16 protein-coding genes are annotated in these 21,472 nt (G+C 51.4%); 8 read left to right on the top strand and 8 right to left on the bottom strand.

The window, feature by feature from the left end:
* Window position 1: 1 nt before the first annotated feature.
* Window positions 2-628 (bottom strand): hypothetical protein, encoded by a 627-nt coding sequence (locus ACR0QV_RS01145; protein WP_432634174.1) that lies wholly within the window; start codon window positions 626-628, stop codon window positions 2-4.
* Between the two features lie 218 nt (window positions 629-846).
* Here ACR0QV_RS01145 and ACR0QV_RS01150 point away from each other — a divergent pair, with 218 nt between their 5' ends.
* From ACR0QV_RS01150 to ACR0QV_RS01180, 7 genes are all read left to right on the top strand, one after another.
* Window positions 847-2,064, top strand: a complete 1,218-nt coding sequence (locus ACR0QV_RS01150; protein ID WP_432634175.1) for a carbohydrate porin — start codon at window positions 847-849, stop codon at window positions 2,062-2,064.
* Between the two features lie 30 nt (window positions 2,065-2,094).
* On the top strand, window positions 2,095-2,691 hold the full coding sequence (locus tag ACR0QV_RS01155) for a pyruvoyl-dependent arginine decarboxylase (protein ID WP_432634176.1): 597 nt from the start codon (window positions 2,095-2,097) through the stop codon (window positions 2,689-2,691).
* A 24-nt stretch (window positions 2,692-2,715) separates the two neighbouring features.
* The gene (locus ACR0QV_RS01160) at window positions 2,716-4,170 is read left to right on the top strand and encodes an amino acid permease (protein WP_432634177.1); all 1,455 of its coding nucleotides are present in this window, start codon (window positions 2,716-2,718) and stop codon (window positions 4,168-4,170) included.
* Between the two features lie 544 nt (window positions 4,171-4,714).
* Window positions 4,715-5,644, top strand: coding sequence for a type IV pilin protein (locus ACR0QV_RS01165; RefSeq protein WP_432634178.1), 930 nt, complete (start codon window positions 4,715-4,717; stop codon window positions 5,642-5,644).
* A gap of 67 nt (window positions 5,645-5,711) precedes the next feature.
* The gene (locus ACR0QV_RS01170) at window positions 5,712-7,037 is read left to right on the top strand and encodes a hypothetical protein (protein ID WP_432634179.1); all 1,326 of its coding nucleotides are present in this window, start codon (window positions 5,712-5,714) and stop codon (window positions 7,035-7,037) included.
* A 13-nt stretch (window positions 7,038-7,050) separates the two neighbouring features.
* Window positions 7,051-7,785, top strand: a complete 735-nt coding sequence (locus ACR0QV_RS01175) for an SIR2 family NAD-dependent protein deacylase (RefSeq protein ID WP_432634180.1) — start codon at window positions 7,051-7,053, stop codon at window positions 7,783-7,785.
* Window positions 7,782-8,150: a hypothetical protein gene (locus ACR0QV_RS01180; protein WP_432634181.1), complete on the top strand. Its 369-nt coding sequence runs from the start codon at window positions 7,782-7,784 to the stop codon at window positions 8,148-8,150. Before ACR0QV_RS01175 ends, ACR0QV_RS01180 begins: the two co-directional genes overlap by 4 nt.
* A gap of 27 nt (window positions 8,151-8,177) precedes the next feature.
* Here ACR0QV_RS01180 and ACR0QV_RS01185 read toward each other — a convergent pair whose 3' ends face one another.
* The 7 genes from ACR0QV_RS01185 to ACR0QV_RS01215 all read right to left on the bottom strand — a co-directional run bounded on the left by ACR0QV_RS01185 (window position 8,178) and on the right by ACR0QV_RS01215 (window position 16,117).
* Complete coding sequence (locus tag ACR0QV_RS01185) at window positions 8,178-8,579, bottom strand: DUF805 domain-containing protein (RefSeq protein WP_432634182.1); 402 nt, start codon at window positions 8,577-8,579, stop codon at window positions 8,178-8,180.
* The gene (locus tag ACR0QV_RS01190) at window positions 8,576-9,166 is read right to left on the bottom strand and encodes an HDIG domain-containing metalloprotein (RefSeq protein ID WP_432634183.1); all 591 of its coding nucleotides are present in this window, start codon (window positions 9,164-9,166) and stop codon (window positions 8,576-8,578) included. Before ACR0QV_RS01190 ends, ACR0QV_RS01185 begins: the two co-directional genes overlap by 4 nt.
* A 15-nt stretch (window positions 9,167-9,181) precedes the next feature.
* The gene (locus tag ACR0QV_RS01195) at window positions 9,182-9,976 is read right to left on the bottom strand and encodes a hypothetical protein (RefSeq protein ID WP_432634184.1); all 795 of its coding nucleotides are present in this window, start codon (window positions 9,974-9,976) and stop codon (window positions 9,182-9,184) included.
* A gap of 54 nt (window positions 9,977-10,030) precedes the next feature.
* On the bottom strand, window positions 10,031-10,390 hold the full coding sequence (locus ACR0QV_RS01200; RefSeq protein ID WP_432634185.1) for a DUF805 domain-containing protein: 360 nt from the start codon (window positions 10,388-10,390) through the stop codon (window positions 10,031-10,033).
* A 56-nt stretch (window positions 10,391-10,446) separates the two neighbouring features.
* A complete protein-coding gene (locus ACR0QV_RS01205) occupies window positions 10,447-12,240 on the bottom strand; it encodes a sulfatase-like hydrolase/transferase (protein ID WP_432634186.1) in 1,794 nt (597 codons plus the stop codon).
* Between the two features lie 22 nt (window positions 12,241-12,262).
* A complete protein-coding gene (locus ACR0QV_RS01210; RefSeq protein ID WP_432634187.1) occupies window positions 12,263-14,329 on the bottom strand; it encodes an Eco57I restriction-modification methylase domain-containing protein in 2,067 nt (688 codons plus the stop codon).
* Window positions 14,330-14,422: 93 nt separating this feature from the next.
* On the bottom strand, window positions 14,423-16,117 hold the full coding sequence (locus ACR0QV_RS01215) for a diphosphate--fructose-6-phosphate 1-phosphotransferase (protein ID WP_432634188.1): 1,695 nt from the start codon (window positions 16,115-16,117) through the stop codon (window positions 14,423-14,425).
* Between the two features lie 196 nt (window positions 16,118-16,313).
* Between ACR0QV_RS01215 and ACR0QV_RS01220 the strand changes: the two genes are divergently transcribed.
* Entirely contained in the window at window positions 16,314-21,461 is a 5,148-nt protein-coding gene (locus ACR0QV_RS01220; protein ID WP_432634189.1) for a hypothetical protein, read from the top strand.
* Window positions 21,462-21,472: the final 11 nt, after the last annotated feature.

Raw genomic sequence — 21,472 nt, forward strand, 5'->3', positions numbered from 1 at the left:
TTTACCGGGTGATAAAAAAGCGGTCCAAGCCGTCGTTATCGTCGTTAAAATTATGCTTGTCGGGGTTGTTCCATTCCCAAAAGTGCGCGCACAATAAGTAGGAGCCCAGCGCGGTGGTAAACGCGCTTAACAGATAGAAGGCTTGGCGCATTTGGTATTCGTACCCTTCGGTCCCCAGCCATTTGTGCATATAGTCCCAGTCCGGCAGAGTTTCCGGCCCCGCGTTTAACAGGGAGATAACCGGGTCCAAACTGCACCCCGTGTAATGCCCCACGCTGTAAAACGCTATCGCCAGCAACAGCAAACACCCGTCGGCCTGGATTTCCTTTCCCTGCCGCAAAAAGCAAAAATACGCCAGCAACGGTACGCCCACTTCGGTCAGCGTGCCGCCCCAAATCGTCCACATAAAGTTCCCGCCCGAAAGAAACCTGAAAATAGGGTGCCCGGCCTCGTGTATACCAATGGTAAAGAACCAGAACACGCCCGCCAGCGGGCAATGGCGCGGTCCCGTAAACCACGCATAGCATAGGGCGGTTACCACGAGGATAAATAAAATTCCTTTCCAGCCGTAGCGGTGGAAGAGAGGGCCCTTTCTCATTGGGTCAATAAAATCAAAAAACCGTTGCATATAACTTTCCTTAAAAATATATTGTACCCCAAAACGGGGCCGCCTTGGCAAAAAAATTTTTCTACCCGCGCAAAAAGGGTTAGTTCTTCCCCTTCCGCCCGACGGAACCGCTAAAAACTAATCCGTTTTTAGCGTTGAGAAAGTCCCCCCGTATTAGTAAGGTAACAGGGACGGATATATCCGTTAAATTTGTTCAGAATAGTTTACGGGGGTAAACAATGAACTGTATCAAAACCGTACTGGCGGCCGGGGTGCTTTTGATGGCAACCGCCGCCTACGCGCAAGAAAATACGCCGCTTTCTGCCAAGCACGAACAGCGGCTTGCTTCCCGGCAGAAGTTGGCGCAGGACTTGTCGTCCGACTGTTGGCGGGAACACGTTAAACTAAAACAAATGCTGCAAGACAAACTCGGCCTGCAAGTAGGGGCCGATATTTCCTACACCTTGCAGCGCGGCGCGCCGTCCGGCAAGCAAACCGCCATACAGGGTATCTATTACCCGTACCTTACTTGGACCTTGTTTAAAGATACTTCTTTGGGCTCGGGCCAAGTGGACTTTAACTATAATCTTATCCGCTATTGGGGCACTTCGGCCGCTACGGTGCAAAACCGGGTGAAGACCGCGGTAGCGTTTAACGATTATGCGGCCAATCAGGAAATCTTCTCGCAACTTACTTATACGCACACCTTACCCGGGGAACTGGATTGGCTGTCGGTTACCGTGGGGCAATTCCCGCTGTACAACTTTGACGGCACGGAATATATTTCCAACCAGCAAACCGCGCTGATGAACTATTCCTTGGCGCAAAATGCGTCGTCTGCGTATCCGTCGGCTTCGCTGGGCGCGTATGTGCAGGCGCAACGGGGCGCGTGGACGGTTAGCGCGGGGTATCAGGACGCTACCAATATTTCCGGCGCGCAACTGCGCGTAAAGGACGCCTTCCGCGGGGCTTATACGGGCTTTGGCTCGGTGCAATGGGCGCCGGAGTTTGCGGGCAATCCCGGCCAGTACGGCTTGATGTATTATTATCAGCCGTCCGTGGCGGGGCAAGAAGAAAACGTAAACGGCTGGTCCGTCAATATGCAACAGAATATGGGCGAAAAATTAGCGTTCTTCGGGCGGGCTAACGGTTCGTCAGGTGGGGCCACGCCTGTTAAACTCTCGTACGCTACGGGGGCCGCGTGGCTCAACCCGTTGGAGCGCAACGAGCAGGACGCTATTATCATTGGCGCCGCATATAACCGCCTGAGCAAAAAAGGGATGGGTTATCCCCCCTATATGCGCTCGGGCGAGGTGGTTTTGGAAGCCCAATGGGTATGGGGCATTGGCAAATTTATAACGGTTACGCCGGATGTGCAGTTTTATCCGCGGGCCGCTTCCAACCCGGACAAGGAGTTTGTAACGGTGGCCGGGTTGCGTACAACCATAATGTTGTAGTGGGGTAAATTAAAAATACAGGAGAAATATATGGAAAATAATTTAGTATTGGGGACGCGCTATCCAACCTTGGCGTTTATTTCCGGCGGGGCCGGGCAGGCGGCGGACGGTATTCCGCCCCAGCCGTTTGAAACTTTTTGCTACGATTCGGCCCTGTTGCAGGCCAAAATAGAAAACTTTAACGTAGTGCCTTATACATCGGTTTTGCCTAAGGAACTCTACGGCAATATTTTGCCGGTGGATAAGGTGGCAAAAAACTTTAAGCACGGGGCGGTGCTGGAAGTGATTATGGCCGGCAACGGTGCGCGCATAGAGGACCATAAGGCCATTGCCACGGGCGTAGGCGTGTGCTGGGGTAAGGACAAAAAGGGCAATTTGATTGGCGGCTGGGCGGCTGAATATGTGGAATATTTTGATACACCCATTGATAACGAAATTGCCGAGGGCCACGCGCATATGTGGCTTAATAAATCCTTGCGCCACGAGTTGGAAATCCGCGGCGTGGAAAAGCACAGCGAATTCCAAATTTGGCACAACTTTGTGAACATCACCCAGCCGTTTGCGTATTGCTTAACGGTAATGGGTTTTTTGAACTTTAAGTTTGCAGAACCTGTAAACGTGAAATAAACGGGTATCTGTTTTGGGGGATATATGGGAGAAAACAAACAAACCGCCGGCAAGTTGGGGGTTATCGGGCTGGCTTGTATTGTCATCAGTTCAATGGTCGGGGGAGGCGTTTTTTCCCTCCCCCAAAATATGGCCGCCGGGGCCAGTGCGGGCGCGGTGCTGATTGCGTGGCTGATAACGGGCGTAGGGATGTACTTTATCGCCAATACGTTTAGCATTTTGTCGCGCGTAAAGCCGGATTTGACCTCCGGCGTGTATATGTACGCCCGGGAAGGGTTCGGGCGGTATGTGGGCTTTACGATTGGTTGGGGCTATTGGCTGTGCCAAATCTTCGGCAATGTGGGCTTTGCCGTGATTACAATGGACGCGCTAAATTACTTTTTCCCCCCGTATTTTGCGGGCGGAAATAATTTGCTTTCCATTGTGTGCGGCTCCGTGCTGATATGGGTGTTTAACTGCGTGGTCCTGCGCGGGGTGCGCCAAGCCGCCATTTTAAACGTCATCGGTACGGTGGGCAAATTGGTGCCGATACTGCTGTTTTGCCTGATAATGCTTTTTGCGTTCCATTTGGATAAATTTGATTTTAACTTTTGGGGCCATATGGCGGAAAACGGCAAAACCTTGGGTTCTTTGGGCACGCAGTTAAAAAGCACAATGCTCGTAACGCTGTGGGCGTTTATCGGTATAGAGGGCGCGGTTGTTCTTTCCGGGCGGGCCAAAAGTCAGGCGGCAGTCAGCAAGGCTACCTTTTTAGGCTTTTTGGGGTGCTTGGTTATTTACATAGGGCTTTCGGTGCTTCCGTTCGGTTTTTTATCGCAAGAGGAACTGGCGACGATTGCCAACCCCTCTACGGCGGGCGTACTGGAAAAGGTGGTCGGCCCGTGGGGCGCGTGGATGATGAACATCGGGCTGCTCTTGGCTGTGCTTTCCAGTTGGCTGGCCTGGACGATGATTTGCGCCGAAATCCCGGCCGCGGCGGCGGAGAACGGCACGTTTCCAAAGCAGTTTGCCCGGCAGAATAAGAACGGGGCGCCGTCCGTGTCGCTATGGGTTACAAGCGCTTTAATGCAGGTGGCGATTTTGCTGGTGTATTTTGCCAGTAACGCTTGGAACACAATGCTTTCTATCACTAGCGTAATGGTTCTGCCCGCATATTTGGCGAGTACGGCCTATCTGTGGAAGATGACCGAGGACGGCGAGTATGCCCAAATCAGCAAAACGGGCCGCGCGGCGGCGGTGTTTACGTCCACCTTGGGGACGGTTTACGGCTTGTGGCTCGTTTATGCGGCGGGGCTAAAATATTTGTTCCTTGCGGTGATTTTCCTTGCGCTGGGGATTCCCGTGTTTATTTGGGCGCGGTGCCAACAGCAAGACGACGGCAATATTTTTACGCGTGGCGAAAAGGCAGTTTGCACGCTGTTGGTGCTTTTTGCCCTGACGGCGGTATATGTATTTGCGCGGGGACTTGTCAGTATTTAGCCGCACATAGTTAAGGGTATTGCTTATTATAGGCCGGGTGTATTTCCATACGCCCGGCCTATTTTGTGGTTGTCGTTATTTAACAAAGTCATTCTGGAAGGTTTCTGTCCAGAATCTATTCCTTGTTTTATAACAACAGATCCTGGAACGCTCCGCGCCGGCAAACTTTCCAGGATGACGACAACGACTAGCGACCCAAGATGTAGATTCTGAAAACCCTGCGGGCCGCACCCTAGCGGGCCGCCAGTTCAGAATGACCTAATGAATAACAGCCTTTGTCGTATGTTGTCATCCCCGAGGAATTTAGTCGGGGATCCGTCGTTTCGTCGGTGGCGACATTACAAAAACAGTGTGGCGCCATTAATCAAAAGAGGGGAAAAGGGGAAGCCGTCCGCAGGACTTATTTTAAAGGGGTTGTTTCGTTTTTTTTTTTTGTTAAAATTTTGATAAATCGCGGTGGGTGTACCCGGATGTATCCACCGTATAAAAATGCGTATAAAAGGCTGTTTTGCTCAAATATAAAGGCCTAAACAAGGAGAGAAAAATGAAAGAGTTTATGAATATTTGCCGTGCGGCCACTTGTGCTAGTGGCGTCATTCTGGAAAGTTGTAGTCCAGAATCTGTTGTTGCGAAACGGCGAGATTCCGTACAAAAACCTTACGGAATGACGTCTGTTTGGGGAGGCCGCACGGTAAATACTTCTATTTTGTCATTGTTGTTGCCGTCATCCCCGAAGGTTTCTGTCGGGGATCCGTTTTTATTAAAAAAGGAAAACGACAGATTCCCGACTACGACACTCGGGAATGACAACAACCATAACAACAGATCCCGTAACCCTGCGGGCCGTCTCATACTCGGGAATAACAACAAAAACAACAGCAATTATAACGACAGATCCCGTATAAAAACACTACGGGATGACGGCTTAACAACAAGTGGCCGCACGGCGAATACTTTTCGCAAGGCAACCGCAGGTTTTACCCTTATAGAATTATTAGTAGTCGTTCTCATTATTGGCATACTGGCCGCGGTGGCGGTGCCGCAATATACCCGCGCGGTGGAAAAGGCACTCGTTAGCGAGGCAAAAGTGCTGTTAAAGGCCCTCTTGGATGCGGAAGATGCGTATGTGTTAGCCACGGGCGAGCCCTGCGGTACTTGGAATTTAGAGGATTTAGATATCACTTTACCCGGAACAATAAAAAAAGTTTCGGGCAGAACGCATATAGTAACCAAAAATTTTGAATTTTACGGGGATGAGTGCATAGCCTCTACCCGTGGAGGTGTTTCTACTGATTTTTACGCCGATAGAATTGGGAAAAACTATTCCGTCCGTGTGGTAGGCAGTGGCTATGTCGGCGGAGGAAACGACGATAAGCCGGGTATTTTCTTTTGTCATCAGGAGCATAATGAGGACGAGCCCTGTCAGCAGGCCGGAGCCATAAAAAATGTAGACGGCGAGTGGGTTTTCCAATAACAGGGCCTAAACAAAATTAGGCCTTTGGGCCCTTGCGGGGGAGCGCATAGACGGATATACTATATTTATGAAATCCCTTTTTGCGCTCCCCTTTTTGTTTTTCTCCGCGGTTGCCGCGGCGGCGCCGTTTGGACATTTGGAAAATGTGTCCACCCAACCCGCCGTGTTTTTGGCGGACAAATTAGCAAAAAAACAGCCGATTACGTATTGTGTGCAAAGGGGCGATTTTGAAACCGTTACCGCACCGCTTGCGGACCTTACGCTCCAAACCCAGGCCGCCCTTAATGAGTGGACCCGCGGCGTCGCCCTGCATATAGAGGCGGCGGGACGCAGTAAGGAATTTGCCGATTTGCTTCCCCTCTTAAAAGGGGCTCAATTTACCGAAGTGGTATGCGATTTATCCAAGCACCCCGCGGCCGGGGCGTTCTTTCTCGCGCGCAAAAACGCGCAAGAGGCCGATATTACGGTCTTGGCCTCTTCGGCCTATTGCGAGGGGCATTTTCATAGGACTTCCTCTTTTTACACCGAGCAAATGTCCCCGGCTAAACCCTTTATCTGTCTGCAAACCCGCTACGCCAGTATCCCAAGCGATAAGGAAAACTTGTCTCAAACCGGGCTTTCAGACGAGCAAAAGGATGTTTTGACTAATGCCAAAAAAGTGCTTTCCCGCACCACCTCGCCCGATTACTCATCGGACGACCAGCACCGCCTGTGGCTGTTAAACCGCTTGTATTCGTATGACGGACCGACCTACTTGGCAACGGTTACGCACGAAATGGGCCACGCCTTTGGCTTGGCGGACGAATACACGGGGCTCTGTGCGGACCCCTTGTACAAAACTGCCGCACCCGTTCCCGGCATAATGAAGCGCCTTTACGATCCCTTGGGGTGCAGTGAGGTGGACGGGATGATTACCCTGCTAGACCGCTATACACACACCGCGCGTACCTTTGCCAGTTTTTGCGGGTACGGCGTAACTTTTGTGTCCGGCGTGCAAAAGGTGGCAAAAAATACTCCCACCAAATTGCGTGTACGCCCGGGCGTGTTGGAGCGGTGGAGCCTTACGCCCGCTTCCCCCACGACCAAGGCAATGCTTTACGAAAGCGTCCACCAGGCGGAAGCCTTGGACGACGACGCCCTCACCGCGGCGGCGTCTTTGGGCGCGGCGGACGAAGTTTATTCCCGCGGGTCCGTTCTGCCCGGTGGCGTCCGGCAAGGCTCTTGGCTGATTGTGGCGCGCCAAGGCAAAAAGTACAAGGCCGCGCAAGTGCAGTATAACGCTTCGGGCCGCGTGGCCCAAGTGCGCGTGGTCCCGGTGAAGCCCGCGCAGGCGGCTAAGTATTTTACCGAAATGAAAACCGCCGAAAAATCCCCCCTTTCCGTAGATAAATAAGTACAATATTTCTATGGCAACTATCAAAGAAGCGGCAAAACTATTGAAAAACGCCCGTTACGCGGTAGCCTTTACCGGGGCGGGTATTAGCGTAGAGAGCGGCATTGCGCCCTTTACGGGGGCTGGGGGCTTGTGGAACCAATACGACCCGAAATTTATTGAAATCAATTTTTTTGAACATCACCCCAAAGAGTCCTGGCAAGAAATGAAGAAAATCTTTTTTACCGATATGGACGAAGCCGACCCCAACGCGGCGCACAAGGTGCTGGCTAAATTGGAGCAAAAGGGCCTTTTAAAGGGTGTGATTACGCAGAATATAGACGGCCTGCACCAAAAGGCGGGCTCCAAAAATGTGCAGGAGTTCCACGGTACAATTAAAACGCTTTCTTGCCTGTCCTGTGGGCGCAAATACCAGTTGGAGGACGTGAATTTGGACGATGTCCCCCCGCTGTGCTTTTGCGGTGGGGTATTAAAACCCGATTTCGTGTTTTACGGAGAGGGTATCCCTGTTAAGGCTTACCAAAACTCCTTGGAAATGGCCCAAAATGCCGATGTAATGGTAATTGTGGGCACGGCGGGGCAGGTGATGCCCGCTTGCAGTCTGCCGCTCACGGCCAAGCAATTTGGCGCGCAGATTATAGAGGTAAACCCGCAGGCCTCCGCCTTTACCGGAAGCATTACGGATTTGTACTACCCGATGAAGGCCACCGAATTTTTTACGGAGTTAGAAAAGGAAATGAAGTTATGACAAAATTTGATGATTTTTTGGAATGGTTGGAAGAATTCCCTTGGATTGGGCTTTTGGTCGGAGTCTTGGCTCTGTGCGGATTTTTTAGGGGGCTACATTATTGGCAGGTCCCTTTTAAGATTTCCGCTTTGGGGAGCGGTATCGTGGCAGGCCTGTTAGTTGGTTTGGTGTTTTTGTTAGCGGGTGCGCTGAATTCCGAAACCGGCCCAAGTGCCTTTCCGTGGGCCGCCGTAGTGGCTTTTGTTTTGGCGGGTGCAGGGGTGGCGGGATTAGTTTGGTTGTCTTACCATTATTGGCGGTATGTGTGGACTACGCTTACCGCTTTACTATTAGGAACGATTATTTTTACGTTTATAAAACATTAAAAAAGGCGGCTTGTAAGCCGCCCTTTTTTAGCGGGGTTGTTCCCCAAAGCGGTTTTCCCCCTCGTTGCCGGGGAGTAACATACAAATAAACAACGCAACCCCACCAAAGTAGGGCACAAGAAACAAAAGTTGCCACCAGCCACTCATCCCGATATCGTGCAAACGGCGCGTGCGCAAGGAAAGCGGCAAAAGCAATGCACCTAAATAGGAACCGACAATACAAATGATTGCGCCAATCCAGCCTACGCCTTGCTGGCTTCCCGGGTCGCTATACAACATAGCGCCAACGGCCATACAAAGAAACATTACGATAAACCACGCAGCAATCATCAGCGCAATATACCAACACATAAAGAGCCAAAATTCCTTGCGGTTGGCGCGGCCCGTAAAGTCAAACAGTCGTTTTAACGGGTTAATTAAATATTTCATTTGGCAAGTTCCTCCGCTTCGGTTTGGACGGCCTTTTCCGTTGCGCGCATAGCGGACAACGTTTTTTCAAATAATTCTTCTAACGGCCAGCCCAGCATTTCGGCGCCTTGTTTGATAATGTCGCGCGAGCAGCCGGCGGCAAACTTTTTATCCTTAAATTTCTTTTTCAGGCTGGAAACTTCCATATCTTGCGTACTTTTGGATGGGCGCATTTTGGCCGCCGCACCGATAAGCCCGGTCAGTTCGTCCACCGCAAAGAGCACCTTTTCCATTTCGTGCTCCGGCTTGACGTCCACGGTAATGCCGTAGCCGTGGCTGCAAACCGCGTGCACCAGTTCGGGCTCCGCGTTAATTTCGCCCAAGAGTTCAGGGGCCTTTTTGCAATGCTCCTGCGGGAATTTTTCAAAGTCTATATCGTGCAATAGCCCGCACAAGCCCCAAAAATCGGCGTCGGCTTCGTAGCCTAGTTGCCCGGCCAGTTGGCGCATTACGGCTTCTACCGTAAGCGCGTGCAAGAGGTGGAAGGGCTCTTGGTTGTATTTTTTAAGCAAGTTTAGCGCTTGTTCGCGCGTAATATGTGTGTGCATAATTGTAAAAAACTCCTAGAAAGTATATTCATCTACCATAAAAATCTGTACCGAGGGATCCCCGGCCATATGGCGTTTTAAAAAGGTTTTTTTAAGGCTCGGGCGCACGGTAGCCGTGTAATAAATGGCCTTGGGCAGGTGCGGAAAATACGCCTTTAAATAGGTATATTTGCCGAAACTGGCCGATACGGCGGCGGGCTTGTATTCCTGCCACTCTTTTAGGGCCGCTTCGTTGATGGCGGTGCGGGTGTTTGCGTTTTGTCCGTCCTCTTCAAAGCCGTCTATCAGTTGCAAAAGTAAATTTAGGTTATTCTTTTTTATTAGCCTAGCCGTGGGGCCGGGGTTGGCTTCCAAATACAAATGGTCCTGCGGAATATGGAAGGCCTTGGATGTATTTAAAATATAGTCTATATCCGCCTGCGTGAGGTCCGTTTTGATGTCAAACCACCAGTATTTTTCCGCCGGGGCACGCAGCGCAGAAAAAATATCGGCCAGTTTTACGCGGTTTTTGAGTTGTTTTTCGTCGTGCGCTACATACAGCCGCTCGCCGTTTTCTTCGGTTACGGCGGTTAAATCCAGTTCAAAACCGGGGTATTTGTCCTCTTTTTTCTGGGCGCGGCGCGGAGTGTTTACTTGGTGCAAAAACAAAATCTGTTTAGCGGGCTCGGCGAGGGCGAAATCAGACGGCTCGGTTAAGAGTTGCGGCAAGATGAATTTTTGCTCGGTATATACATACATAAAGGCCGTGTATGCCCCGGCCGAAACCAGAACCAGCAAAACAAGCGCTAAAATCAGGCGGTAAGTTCTCATAGTAACGCAGACAAAAAAATACCGCCCCCACTGCGGGAGCGGTATTTTTACAAATTAGTTGTTGGCGGGACCGAAGCGGTTTTCGCCTTCGTTGCTGGGAAGCACGGCAAAGACGAAAAGCACAATTCCACCGATAAACGGCACGAGGTTCAAAAGAATCCACCAAGCGCTTTTGTTGGTATCGTGCAAGCGGCGGGCCAAAATAGCCAAAGACGGCAACAAAATAGCCAACTGGCACAAGTTGAAAACAATTTGGCCTACTTTGCCAAAGAAACTAAGCACTACGGCCAAAATTAATAACGCAACCACGGTAAACAATACATACATCCAGTATTGTTTGCGGGTGGCGCGGCCCTTAAAATCTACATAGTGCTTTTTAAAAACATCCAAAAAATACATGTTAATTACGTTCATACTTTCTCCTTTAACAACTACTTAATTTATAGCACAAATTTTAGCCGTGTTTCAAGTTATTTGTAAAACTTGGCAAACGTCTTAAATGCTTCCCCTACTTGGGCCGCGTCGGCGCCGTCCGAAATTGGGGTAAAGTTTTCGTCGTAAAATTCCAAATTACCGTAAGCGTCCATTACCGTTATTTTATCTCCGGTGCGCACGGCCTTTTTGGTATAACTGGAAATAAGGCTGAACGGGCGCGGGGTATCGTCAAATAAATCGGTGCCGATAGAGTAATCCGCAGGGGCGTTCGTGCAGTTGTAAACGTGCGTTAAGATAGTGGGCGCAACGTCGTAATGGTTCGTGCGGTAGGTAAGCGTTTGGGCGGACGCATTGGACGGGCTCCACACAAAAAGCGGAACGTGCGTTTGGTACTTGGCAAAATTGCTGTTGTGTCCCCAAAAATTGTGGCGCGTGTCGTTAATTTCCTGCCCGTGGTCCCCGGTCAAAACGACCCAGGTATTTTTTAAGAGTCCGCGCTTTTGCAAATCCGTCAGCAGGCGGTCTATCATTTTATCGGTAAAATGCAGGGAATTTTTGTAGCGGTTCATATAGGGGGTCGGGTCCGTATTTTTGGTTAAAAGCAGGTAATTCATCGCTTCGCCTGCGGGTTTAAAAATTTGGTCTTCCTTGGGCGAATCGCTCCCGTGCGGAGCGTCCAAAAACACAAAGCCAAAGAACGGCTCCTTGGGGTTGTGCTTATCTAAAAACGCTTCAAAATCTTGCACGGCGTCTATATCCCGCTCCCATTTGGTTTGGCCCTTGGATTCCAGGCGCAAATTGGGGATAGCGGCAAACACATTTTGGTGGAAGGCGGGGCTGTTTAACTTGCCGCTGCTATACACAGCAGGCGCATAGCCCAGGGCTTGTGCCTCGCTCACCAAAACGGGCGGCAAGTGGCGGCTCGTAAAATCGTTCCAATACGCATAGGGCATAGCATAAAAAAGCGAAAAAACCCCCGCTTCGGTGGCGTTCCCGCCGCTTAAATGGTTGGCAAAGTAATGTGCGCCTGCGTGCCGGCTCCATTGGGTTAAGCGGGGCATCACTTCGGGCGTAAAACTGTCCGAGCGCCACGATTCCACCAAAATAATAAGTACATTGGGCTTTTTGTCCGGTGCGCAGGAAAGCGTATGCAAGGGATAATTTAAATCCCCGCGGGCAGGAAGCGCGTACGGTTCGCGCTTGGGCTCAAAACCCATTTTGCGCAGGCGGCGGTTGACGGAAAGAGGATTTGAAAACGGAAGCCTGTCGCGCTGGGCGGTAATGGACGGAACCATCATAAATTTAGCCCACGCAAATAAACCGTTGTACCCAAGCGAAATAAGCACAAAAAATACGCCCGTCCAAATAAGGAACTTGTTGGAAAGCGTCAATTTTTTGCCGAGGACGGTCAGCCCCCACTCGGCCGCAAACAAAGCCGCTAGGCCCGTAAAGGCCATCACCCAAGTAGCCGCCGGGAACATAAAAATTTCCCGCCCGGCCGGGCCAAAGAAGAGTTCCAGCATCGCCGGGCTAATGTGGAAGCGGTATTGGGAATAGACGATAATGTCCAGCACAAAAAACAGCGAGAAAACGCCCCCCCACACGGTAGCCGCCGCTTGCAGGGCGCGCGGGCCAATCAGGCGCCACGGGAGCGATAATATAAAAAGCCCCAAGGCAAAAAGCAAAATATGCCCCGGGATAAAAAATGTGGTAAAGAGGTTGCCGTAAAAGTCGCCCGCAAAACCGCCTGTTTTAAAGTAAAAAAGAGATAAAATACACCACAAAAGCCAGTTAATAAGCGCAAAAAGAGAGAGGTTTCTAATCTTCATAAAAAGTCCTTGTAGGGGTTTGTTAAATTATATCTTTTTTTGGGGCCGGCTGACGGTGTAAAAACGATACGCATTGTGCCGTTTCGTCCTCGGTCAGGGCCAAAACCTTACCCACCAGGCGGTTTATTTGTGCTTCCAGCGGTGCCGTGTCTGCCTGCGGGGGTTGCGTCTTTAAGGCGTAAATTTGCTTGGCTAATGCTTCCAGCGCGGTTTCCTCGTGCGGCGCGGCCGCGGGTACGGGTAAATCGTTTAGCGGGGCGGAGTAAAGTTCCAGCAAATTGCCCTTACGTTTGCCCTTGTAAAAAAGCCACGCGTAATACGGCGCGGAATTAAACAGGGCCAGCAAATACCACAGGGAAACGCCTTTCGGGGCCGATATAAAATATACGTCTGAACTGGCGTACCACGGGCCGGGCGTATAGGCGAACATATTTTTTATAGCACGCTGGGGCACGGCCAATTTGGGCGCGTCAAAATCCATTTTCCGCCGCACGGAGCCGAACCAATATTCCCCCCGCTTTAAGGCTTTGTCTATGCCGTTGTTGTTTTGCTTGCGGGCGAGCAAAACCGGGGCGAATTTTTTTAGGTGTGCTCGCAAGGCGGGGTATTGGGAAAAATCGGTATCTTTATCCCCGGGGTAGAAGAAATCAATCAGCCAACGGCTTGGAATTTGGCGCGCGGCGTAAGGGAAAATATCGGAATTTTTAAAAAACGGCTTTAATCTGTCTTGTTCGGTTGCGGAGAGGTTTAACGCGTTTTTTTCGCGCGATGACAGCACAAACACCCCGTTGCCTTTTTCCACGCCGGGGAGCGCAAATTTCTTCAAATGGGCGGCGGAAATTTTATCGCACCCCGTCATTAGCCCGTTGGTTACGGTGGCGACGTCCTTTAACGTGCGCGGAACGCTTGCCATTTTAGCAAGTACCGCCTGTAAATTTCCCCCGGTTTGGATAAGTAAATAAGCGTTTTCCCCGTTAAAAAGTGTTCCTTGTGCAACGGGCGTGCCGTTTACGGCGCAGGGTGTTTCGCTACGGCCTTTTTCAAAAATGCTTATTAAACTGTGGTGCCCGTCCGCCTCGGCAAAGAGCCGCTGTTCGCCAAAGTCCTGCAAATATAAGAGAGCGGCATTTTGTCTTAAATCCTGTCGCAAGAGGGCGGCCCCTTGGGCGGTGGCAAAGTAAGGCGTAGTCAAAAAGCCCGCGGTGCCGGACGTGCACAAAATTTTAAGCGCCAAATAAAAAAACAGGTAGAGCAAATCGCTTTTGGGTGTAATTTTATCTTGCCAGAGCGGGTTTTTGCGCAGAGGTTCAAAAATTTCCCGGTGGTTTTTTTGCCCAACGTACGGCGGATTGGAAAGCACCACATCAAACCCGCCTTTTTTGATAAATACGGCGGGAAATTCCGCCTGCCAACAGGTCTGCCCGTTGTGGGCCGAAAGTGCGTCCAATACCCGCAAATTAGGGAAATTAAAGGGATTTTCCACCCCCGGCAAAAGCGCCAGGCGCAACTTAAAGGTGCTAATTGCTTGCGGCGAAATATCCCCCGCATAAAGATTTTGGCGGACGATTTGCGCTAAAATTTGCCCATAGGGTGTTTGGGGCTCGGCCCGTTGGAGGATATCCGCCAGTTTTTGCGCGAAAGGGATTAGCAAATTGCCCGTTCCGCAGGCCGGGTCGCACACGGTGAGATTTTTTAAAAATGTAAGCGTTTTTAAGTCCGCCGTCTGGGTGCCCTTTAATAGAGCGCGGGCCTCTTCGGGTGGCAAAGAGGCTTGGCGGCATAAAGCGTAAAAGAGCGTTTGCCCGGCCAGGTGCTGTGCCACCGTATCCGGCGTATAAAAAACGCCTTTTTCGCGCCCGTCCGCTTGGAGCAGGGCCTGTAAAAAACCTAAATCTTCGGGTTTCACGTCCGTTTGCTTTAATTCGCGCGCAATGGCGGGCGGCACGAGGGGCTTTTTAGGCAGAAATTCACCCCACGCCGGGGCTTTATCCCCCGCTAATTGGTGTGCCAAGGCATCATATAAGCCGCCTAATGAGAAATTTTCCCGGCGGCAAAGGCGTATCAGTTTTGCAAGTGTGCGCGAAGCCATATATAAAAATTCCGTTACTTTATTTTAGCACAGAATATAAAAATAAGAAGGCGGGCCTTTTACATTAGCCCGCCTTGGTGCATATTAAAATGCTTATTTGACCTTTTTGCCCTGTTCCAAGAGCAAGGTGAACGTGGTCATATTCGTTACCTCGTCCGGGCCGAAGAACTGAATCGGGCCGGGGAAGGTGTAAAGGTCCAACTCCGCCCAATCGGCGCGGTTTTTAAGCAAGTGCTTAAAGGGTTCGCCTTTGAGTTCCACGAGGGCCTTTTTGATGACCGGTTTTTCTTTACCTTTGCGGCGTTCAATGTTCATCATCATCGTCAACGGAATACCGCCGCATTCCCAGTCCTGCGCCTTTTTGGTCAGTTTGCGCACGGAAGAGAGGTAGCCCGAGCATTTGTTAAGCGCCAAAACGGCGGCGTTGTAACCCAAGGCATAGGTATAGTTCGCGTCAAAGGTGGACGGAATACCGCAGCGGCCTTCGTAACCGAAGAAGTGCGTAATAGCGGAGAATTTACCGTCGTATTTGCCTTCCTTCTTCATTTCGGCCAGTTTCGTGCGGAGCATTTCCACCAGCAACTTTTCGGTTTCAATCAAGGAAACCTGTACGTTGCCGTGCGGGTCGCGGTCCAACATCAACTGGCTGGCGATACCGGCCGGCAAGGATTTCATCAGGTCAGCGAGTTTGGCCGGGAGTTTGGAGATAATAAACTCTTTCTTTTCGGCCACGGTGTTCATCTTGGACAAGGCGGCTTCGTTTTCGGCCAGCGAGTCGTTAAGCGCACTGATGAGTTCCTTCATTTCCGGGATAAATTCAATTAAGCCTTCCGGCACCAACACTACACCGTAGTTTTTGCCCGCTTTGGCGCGTTTGGCAATGAGTTTAGCCAAATCGTCCACAATTTGGCCGAGCGTCATCTTTTTGGCTAATACTTCTTCGCCAATGAGCACGGCGTTGGGGTGCGTTTTAAACGCTACTTCCAAGGTAATGTGGGAGGCGCTTCTGCCCATCAGGCGGACAAAGTGCCAATATTTGCGCGCGGAATTGACGTCGCGTTCAATATTGCCCACGAGTTCGGCGTAAATTTTGGTAGCGGTATCAAAACCAAAGGAGGTTTCAATTTGTTTGTTTTTCAGGTCGCCGTCAATCGTCTTCGGCACGCCGATAACGGAGATGTCCACACCCTGCTGTTTTAAATATTCGGCAATTACGCAGGCGTTGGTGTTGGAGTCGTCGCCCCCTACTACTACGAGCGCGTCCATTTTGTTGGCCAAGAGGTTATCTTTGGCGGCTTTTAATTGTTCGTCCGTTTCAATTTTGGTGCGGCCGGATTGGATAAGGTCAAAACCGCCGGTGTTGCGGTAGTCCTTCATTAAGGCCGGGGTGATTTCAATAAATTTGTTTTCTACGATGCCGCTGGGCCCGCCCAAGAAACCGAAAAGTTTATTCTTGGCGTTGGCTTTTTTAAGCCCGTCCAACAGACCGCCGATTACGTTGTGGCCGCCCGGGGCCTGTCCGCCGGAGAGCACCACGCCCACGCGCACGGCCTTTTTGCAGGCGGCGGCGTTGGAGCCTTTTACAAAGGTAATTTCAGGCAAGCCGTAGGTATTGGGGAAAATCCGTTTTACGGCGGCTTGGTCGGCTACGCTTTTGGTCGCTTTGCCCAATTTGGGTTTTACGGCCGCGGGGCCTTTTTTAAGGATGTTGGGAAGCACGGGCTGGTATTTGCAGCGGTGCTTTTGAAGATGAGAACAAACGCTTTTAGCGGTATGTTTAGTAGGCATTACTCTTCTCCTGTTAAGATAAAATCTTTACCTTTATTATACAAAATTCCCCCGGGGTGTATTGGGAAAAATCAAATAATATAAAATGACTATCCCTATTTTGGGTCCTTTGACCCTTGCGCAAAAAGATGTTTTGTAGGAAAATATAATAAGGATGTAGAGTTTTTTACTTTATAATAAAGGGACACTTCTAACTATGAATAATCTATCTGCTTTGGCTGATTTGTTAAAACGCTTGACTTGTTTGTTTGTTGCATTTAGTTTTTTTATTAATATTGCTTCTCCGGCAATGGCCCAAACGGCAAAGACGGGCTTTAAGTTAAGCAAAAAGCAGAAGGAAGATTTGGAAAGTTCTCTAAACCACAAGTATTTTGAAGCCGTTTCCACCCGCGAAAGCACCGCCCTCCCCCGTATTGAACAAGAAAAACGTGTACAACAGCAACTCTTTAAAATTGACCAAGGCCGCCTGACGGATAAAAACAAAGCCCGCTTAACTCAGATTGACGCTTTATTAAATCCGAACAATGCTTTTTCCGTAAAAGAAACCAAGAACGCTTTTGCCGTATTTAAAGCGGAACTCACCAAAGACACCGCCGCCCAAAAGAAACAGCAAATTGCCCAAGTAAACGACCGCGCCGCCCGGGCAAAGGCCAATTTAAAAGCCCAGGCCAAGCAAATGACCGATTCCGGTAAGTATGATGCCGCCAAGGTGGAAGCGTGGCTCGCCGAAAACGAAGCGTTGATTAACCAATGGCAGAAGGATTCGTTGGCCCAGTTAAACGCTTGGAGCAAAAAGCGCAACGCCCAAGCCAAAGTAATTTTTAACCAGGCGCAGGCGGAATCCTTGGCGCAGGCGGAAAAGCAAATTTTCCAAGCCGTAAAGGACTTATTTATTTTAAAGGATAAGGCCCCCTTTGCCAAACGCAAATTAATGACCCTCGCCGTGCGCGTTCTGCCCTTGCGCACGCGGGACGGAAAATCCTTTTTTACCCCCCAGCAAAAGCAAGCCTTGCGCCAGATGTACAGCAATACTTTAAAAACCGCCAAGTGCGAAACGGAGTGTTCCTTGCCGCTGACGGCGGTAGTGGGGCTCGGTATGGTGGGGTCGTCCGCGCAAGACGCCCAATTAGTGGAAAACTTTATGGAAAAAACGCGCACGGGTGCCTATTCCGTGCCGGCCTTGCTCACGGGCGCGAGCGCACTTTTGGCGATGAAGCAGTACAGCGTACTGCGCGGGTTTATTTATTCCGCCACCGATAAAGAGCGCGATATTTCCAATTTGGATTTACTGAGCGTAACCACAGCCGTGGATGTGCTTAAAAATATTAACGGGCAGTATTTGGGCGAAGTTTCCAAATACGCCGTCTATCCGCTTACCAAGAATACGTCCAATACCGCCGCTTTTGGCAACGCGTGGGAAGATTTGGCCTTGCTCTTGGCCGCCGAGGGAAGCAAAGAAAGTTTGGCAATGCTTAAAGAGTTCGGCGTGGACCGCTGCGGCGTGTATGTTTCCAAAAGTGTAACGCTTAAAAACGAATACAAAATGACTTGCACGGGTATTGTGCCGTTCTTGGCGGGTGCCTTGCACAGCGGCAAGAGCGGGGCCGAAAATTACAACCCGCAAGGAAATTATTTACAGCCGGGCGCGTACCTGGATTCCTTTGGCCGCAGTGTGCGTATTACCCCCCAACAGGCCGCCCAAAACCGTCAGAAACAAGCCTCCCGCCGGGACCTTTTTAATCAATATCTTACAATGACAGGGCTTTCCGCTTCTGCCGCCATTGCGCGCTACCTGTTTAACCAAAGTATGGGCGATTTAAGCGCGGAAAGCGAATTGCTTTTGGACCAAAAACTATATAAGGTATATGCCGCTTCCGCCAAAAAGCACGCGCCGAAGCCGGGTTACGCCATTTCCGCTTACGGACGCGGAAGCGCCGCTTATAACGCCAAGCGCGTCCGCCAGGACCGCACCAACTGGTGGTTAAAGGCCGCGCAATATGCCGATATTGCTATTTTGGTATGGTGTTTGGTGGATATTTCCAAACTCGCTTTGAAGGGCGCCAACTTGGGCCGGGCGATGTACAAGGCAATGAATATGGCCCGCTCGGGCGCGACGGTAACCCAGCGCGCAATGATGTTGCGCCGCTTAAATGTGGTTAAACCCCTGCGCACAATGCGCAATATCCCGGTGCGTTTGCGCAAAGGGTTAGAGCCGGCCGTCCTCGCGCAGTTGCCGCAGTTTGCCACCGTGCCCACCACGGCGGAACTCTTAAAGGTGCCGGGCGGATTTATCCCGGCGGCCAGCAAAATGGTGGCTTCCAATTTGAAGTTTTCTGCCGAAGCGGGTGTATTGTCCGTCGGCGCGCCGGCGGCGATGCATCCGACGGTGTTAAACGAGGGTGAAGTAGCCAGCCTTAATACCTCTTTGGCGGCGGCCACCCAGCGGGCCAATACCGCTTTTGCCAACCGCGGCACAATGGCCAAATTAACCACTTTCAGCGCGGACGGCGCCTACCGCCAAATGTTGGCCAAGGAAATTTCCCAATTAGGCTCCTTGCCGGGCTATAAACCGGGCGAAACGGCCTCGTTGGCGGCGGAAGTACGCAATTTAAAAACGGTAAAAGTACCCGAAAATATCGCCACTTTTGAACGCCGCCCGCTCCTTTCCAACGGCAAGCCTGACGGCGCGGCTGTAAACAGTTTGTTGTCTGCTACCTTAGGCGTGGCCCCGACGGCGGAGCAAACCGCTTACGCCACCACCCTGCTGGAACAAACAATCCAGAAAACGAACGCACAATATGCCGCAAGAAGTTGGTTCAAGCGGACGTTCTCGCGCGGGTCCTATAAAAAGGCCTTTATGAGCAATTTGGCGCAGGCTATGGACGCAGATAAACGCTTTTTAACCGACGAGGCCTATGGCAAAATCGGCCAAGCCCTTATGCACGCGCTTAATGGGGACGCTTCCGTTAAAGCCCCCGCCTCTTTGGCGGGTATTGCGGCGGAAAAATCTGCCCCGGCCAAAAAGCAAAAGGTTACCCCCTTGGGCTCGGCCGTATTAACGGGCGATGGCGCGACGGCGACGGAATTGCCGCTTAACGTATATGCGGTTTCCGGCTTTGGCGGCCTGAAAAAGGCGGGCTACCAGCGCGCCGTATTTACGCAAGGCAAATCCGGTGTGAAGTTTGGCTTCGGTACGGATTTAGCGGGTGTTAAACAGCCCACCAATTTTAAACTTACGTTGTCGGATTCCCAGATCCCTGCCTTTGCGGCGGCTGCCGAACGGGCGGACTTGGCAAAGCCCTTTGAACTGAAACTGACGGCTATTAGCCAGCCCGGTTTCTTTGGTTCCCTGCGCAGTTCCTTTGCCAACCGCTGGAATTTGTTCCAGGCGCAAAAGGCCGAAACGGGCAAGTGGTCGTTTAAAAACATTTTAACCCGCAGTAAAGAAAATATGTACGCGCACGATATCCCGGTCTTCCGCCAAACGGAAGCGGGCGAATTGGTTTCCGTGCCGCTTACCTTGAAGGCCGACACCTACTTGGGCTTAAAAGATGCGCAAATGGTGTTGGGCCCGTCCGGCTCGGTCAATTTCTACCGCGGTGGACAGTTGCTTAGCAACGTGGCCCCGTTCTCGTACGGCGTGCGCAAAACGCAGTTAAAACCGTTCTTGGACATTGTGCGCCAAGCCCCTGCGGGGATGCGCTTTGATTTGACGGTAAAGAGTACGCCCAGCAAATTGGTGCCGCTCTATATCGCCACCGGGCTTAGTTTGAGTTCCGCTTCGTCCAGTTTAATCGCGCCGCTGGAAAACATTTACGGCGACCAAATTACCGAAACGGACAAGACGATGATCTCCCTCGCCCTGCCGTATATTCCCTCTTTGCTGACCCCGGTTTTCTCGCCGTTGGTGATGAAAATCGGCGCCTTAAAGACCGTTAAAATGGCCTTGGGTACGGCCTTTGGCGGCTTGGTGTTTGCGGGGATGTCCGGCTTTGGCGGTAAGGTAAATGAGGATAAATTGCCCCCCATTTGGCCGCTGTTCGTATCCGGCGCGGCGATTGGCTTGTCCTCCGCGTTAAACCGCTCCGGGCTCAACCTGTTAATTGACCGCATTGGCGGCGGCGGTTCGCTGCTTACCAGTATGGCGTTTAAAAATATGGGTTCTATGGCAATGTTGTTGCCCCCTGTTGTAGCCAACGCCTTTTTCCCTGGCAAGACGGACTTTTCGCTCGCCTTCCCGGTGCTGGGCACGATTTCCGCGCTGTCCTTGGGCAGTTTGTATTTCTCCCGCATTGACCCTAACATCGGCAAGGTTGCCGGGTTTATGAAGTTAAAACCCTTGGCCTTGCGCGGCGGACTGTATCCGGCTATGTCTAATGCGTGGCAGAATACCCGTACCATAATGCGCGACGGTTGGGGCGAAACGTGGGGCTCCCTGCGGATTTTGGCCAGCAAGGAACTCCTGCCGCTGACGGCTGCCGCCTTTACCTTTACGGGCTTTGAAGCCGCCACCTTTAACAAGGCGGCCAACCAGTTAATCCGTCCGTCTGTAACGGAGTTTGATTGGATTAACAATAACATCCACAAGGATAACCGCAAAAACTGGATTGCCTTGGTTACCAGCGGTACGGTGGTGGCGTTCCCGCTTTTGGTGCGCTTGCGCGCTAAATCGCTCTTGGGCGCGTTGAAGGACCCGCTCCGCCCCGGCTTGGAATACCAGCGGATGCTGAAACTTTCCTACGGGATGAACATCGCGGGCGGCGCCACGATGATGACCTTCGGCTTTGACGGTTTTACAAGCCCCGGGTTCTTGGGTATTGCCCTTGTCGGTATGGGTACGGCTAACGTAACGCAGTCCTTGCAGAAATTGGCGAATATGAACGTCGTGCGCGGTGGATATGTGGCGGCCCGCACCAAAGGTCTTGCCGCCGCCGAAGCCGCTGTGGTGCGTGATAAAGCCTCTACTACGGCAATGACGGTTTTCTCGCTGTCCCAAACGGGGTTGGCCGCTGTGCCGCTAATGGTCAGCCACTACACGGACGGACACATTAAGGCGGGTATTGAGGACCGCAAGGATGTGCCCAGAACCTCGCTGTGGATGCCGCTTACCTCTATCGGGCTTAGTATGAGTTTGGCCGCGCCCAGCATTGGGCTGCTCCCCAAACAGATTCCGACGGGTGCTTTCGGCTTAACGAAAGGTTTATTCGGCTCCTATGGGCAGGCTTTCGGGCAGACCTATAATTGGCTTACCCCCCAAGCGGGTGCGCCTTACGGTACGCCGTCCGGCTTTGTGCCGATGCCCGTAAATACGGACGCTCCGGCCCGAACCGAAGACAAGAAATAATTTAGTTGTTT

Origin of the sequence: Candidatus Avelusimicrobium sp., from assembly GCF_050873505.1 — a bacterium.
In the GTDB taxonomy this organism is placed as follows: Bacteria; Elusimicrobiota; Elusimicrobia; order Elusimicrobiales; family Elusimicrobiaceae; genus Avelusimicrobium.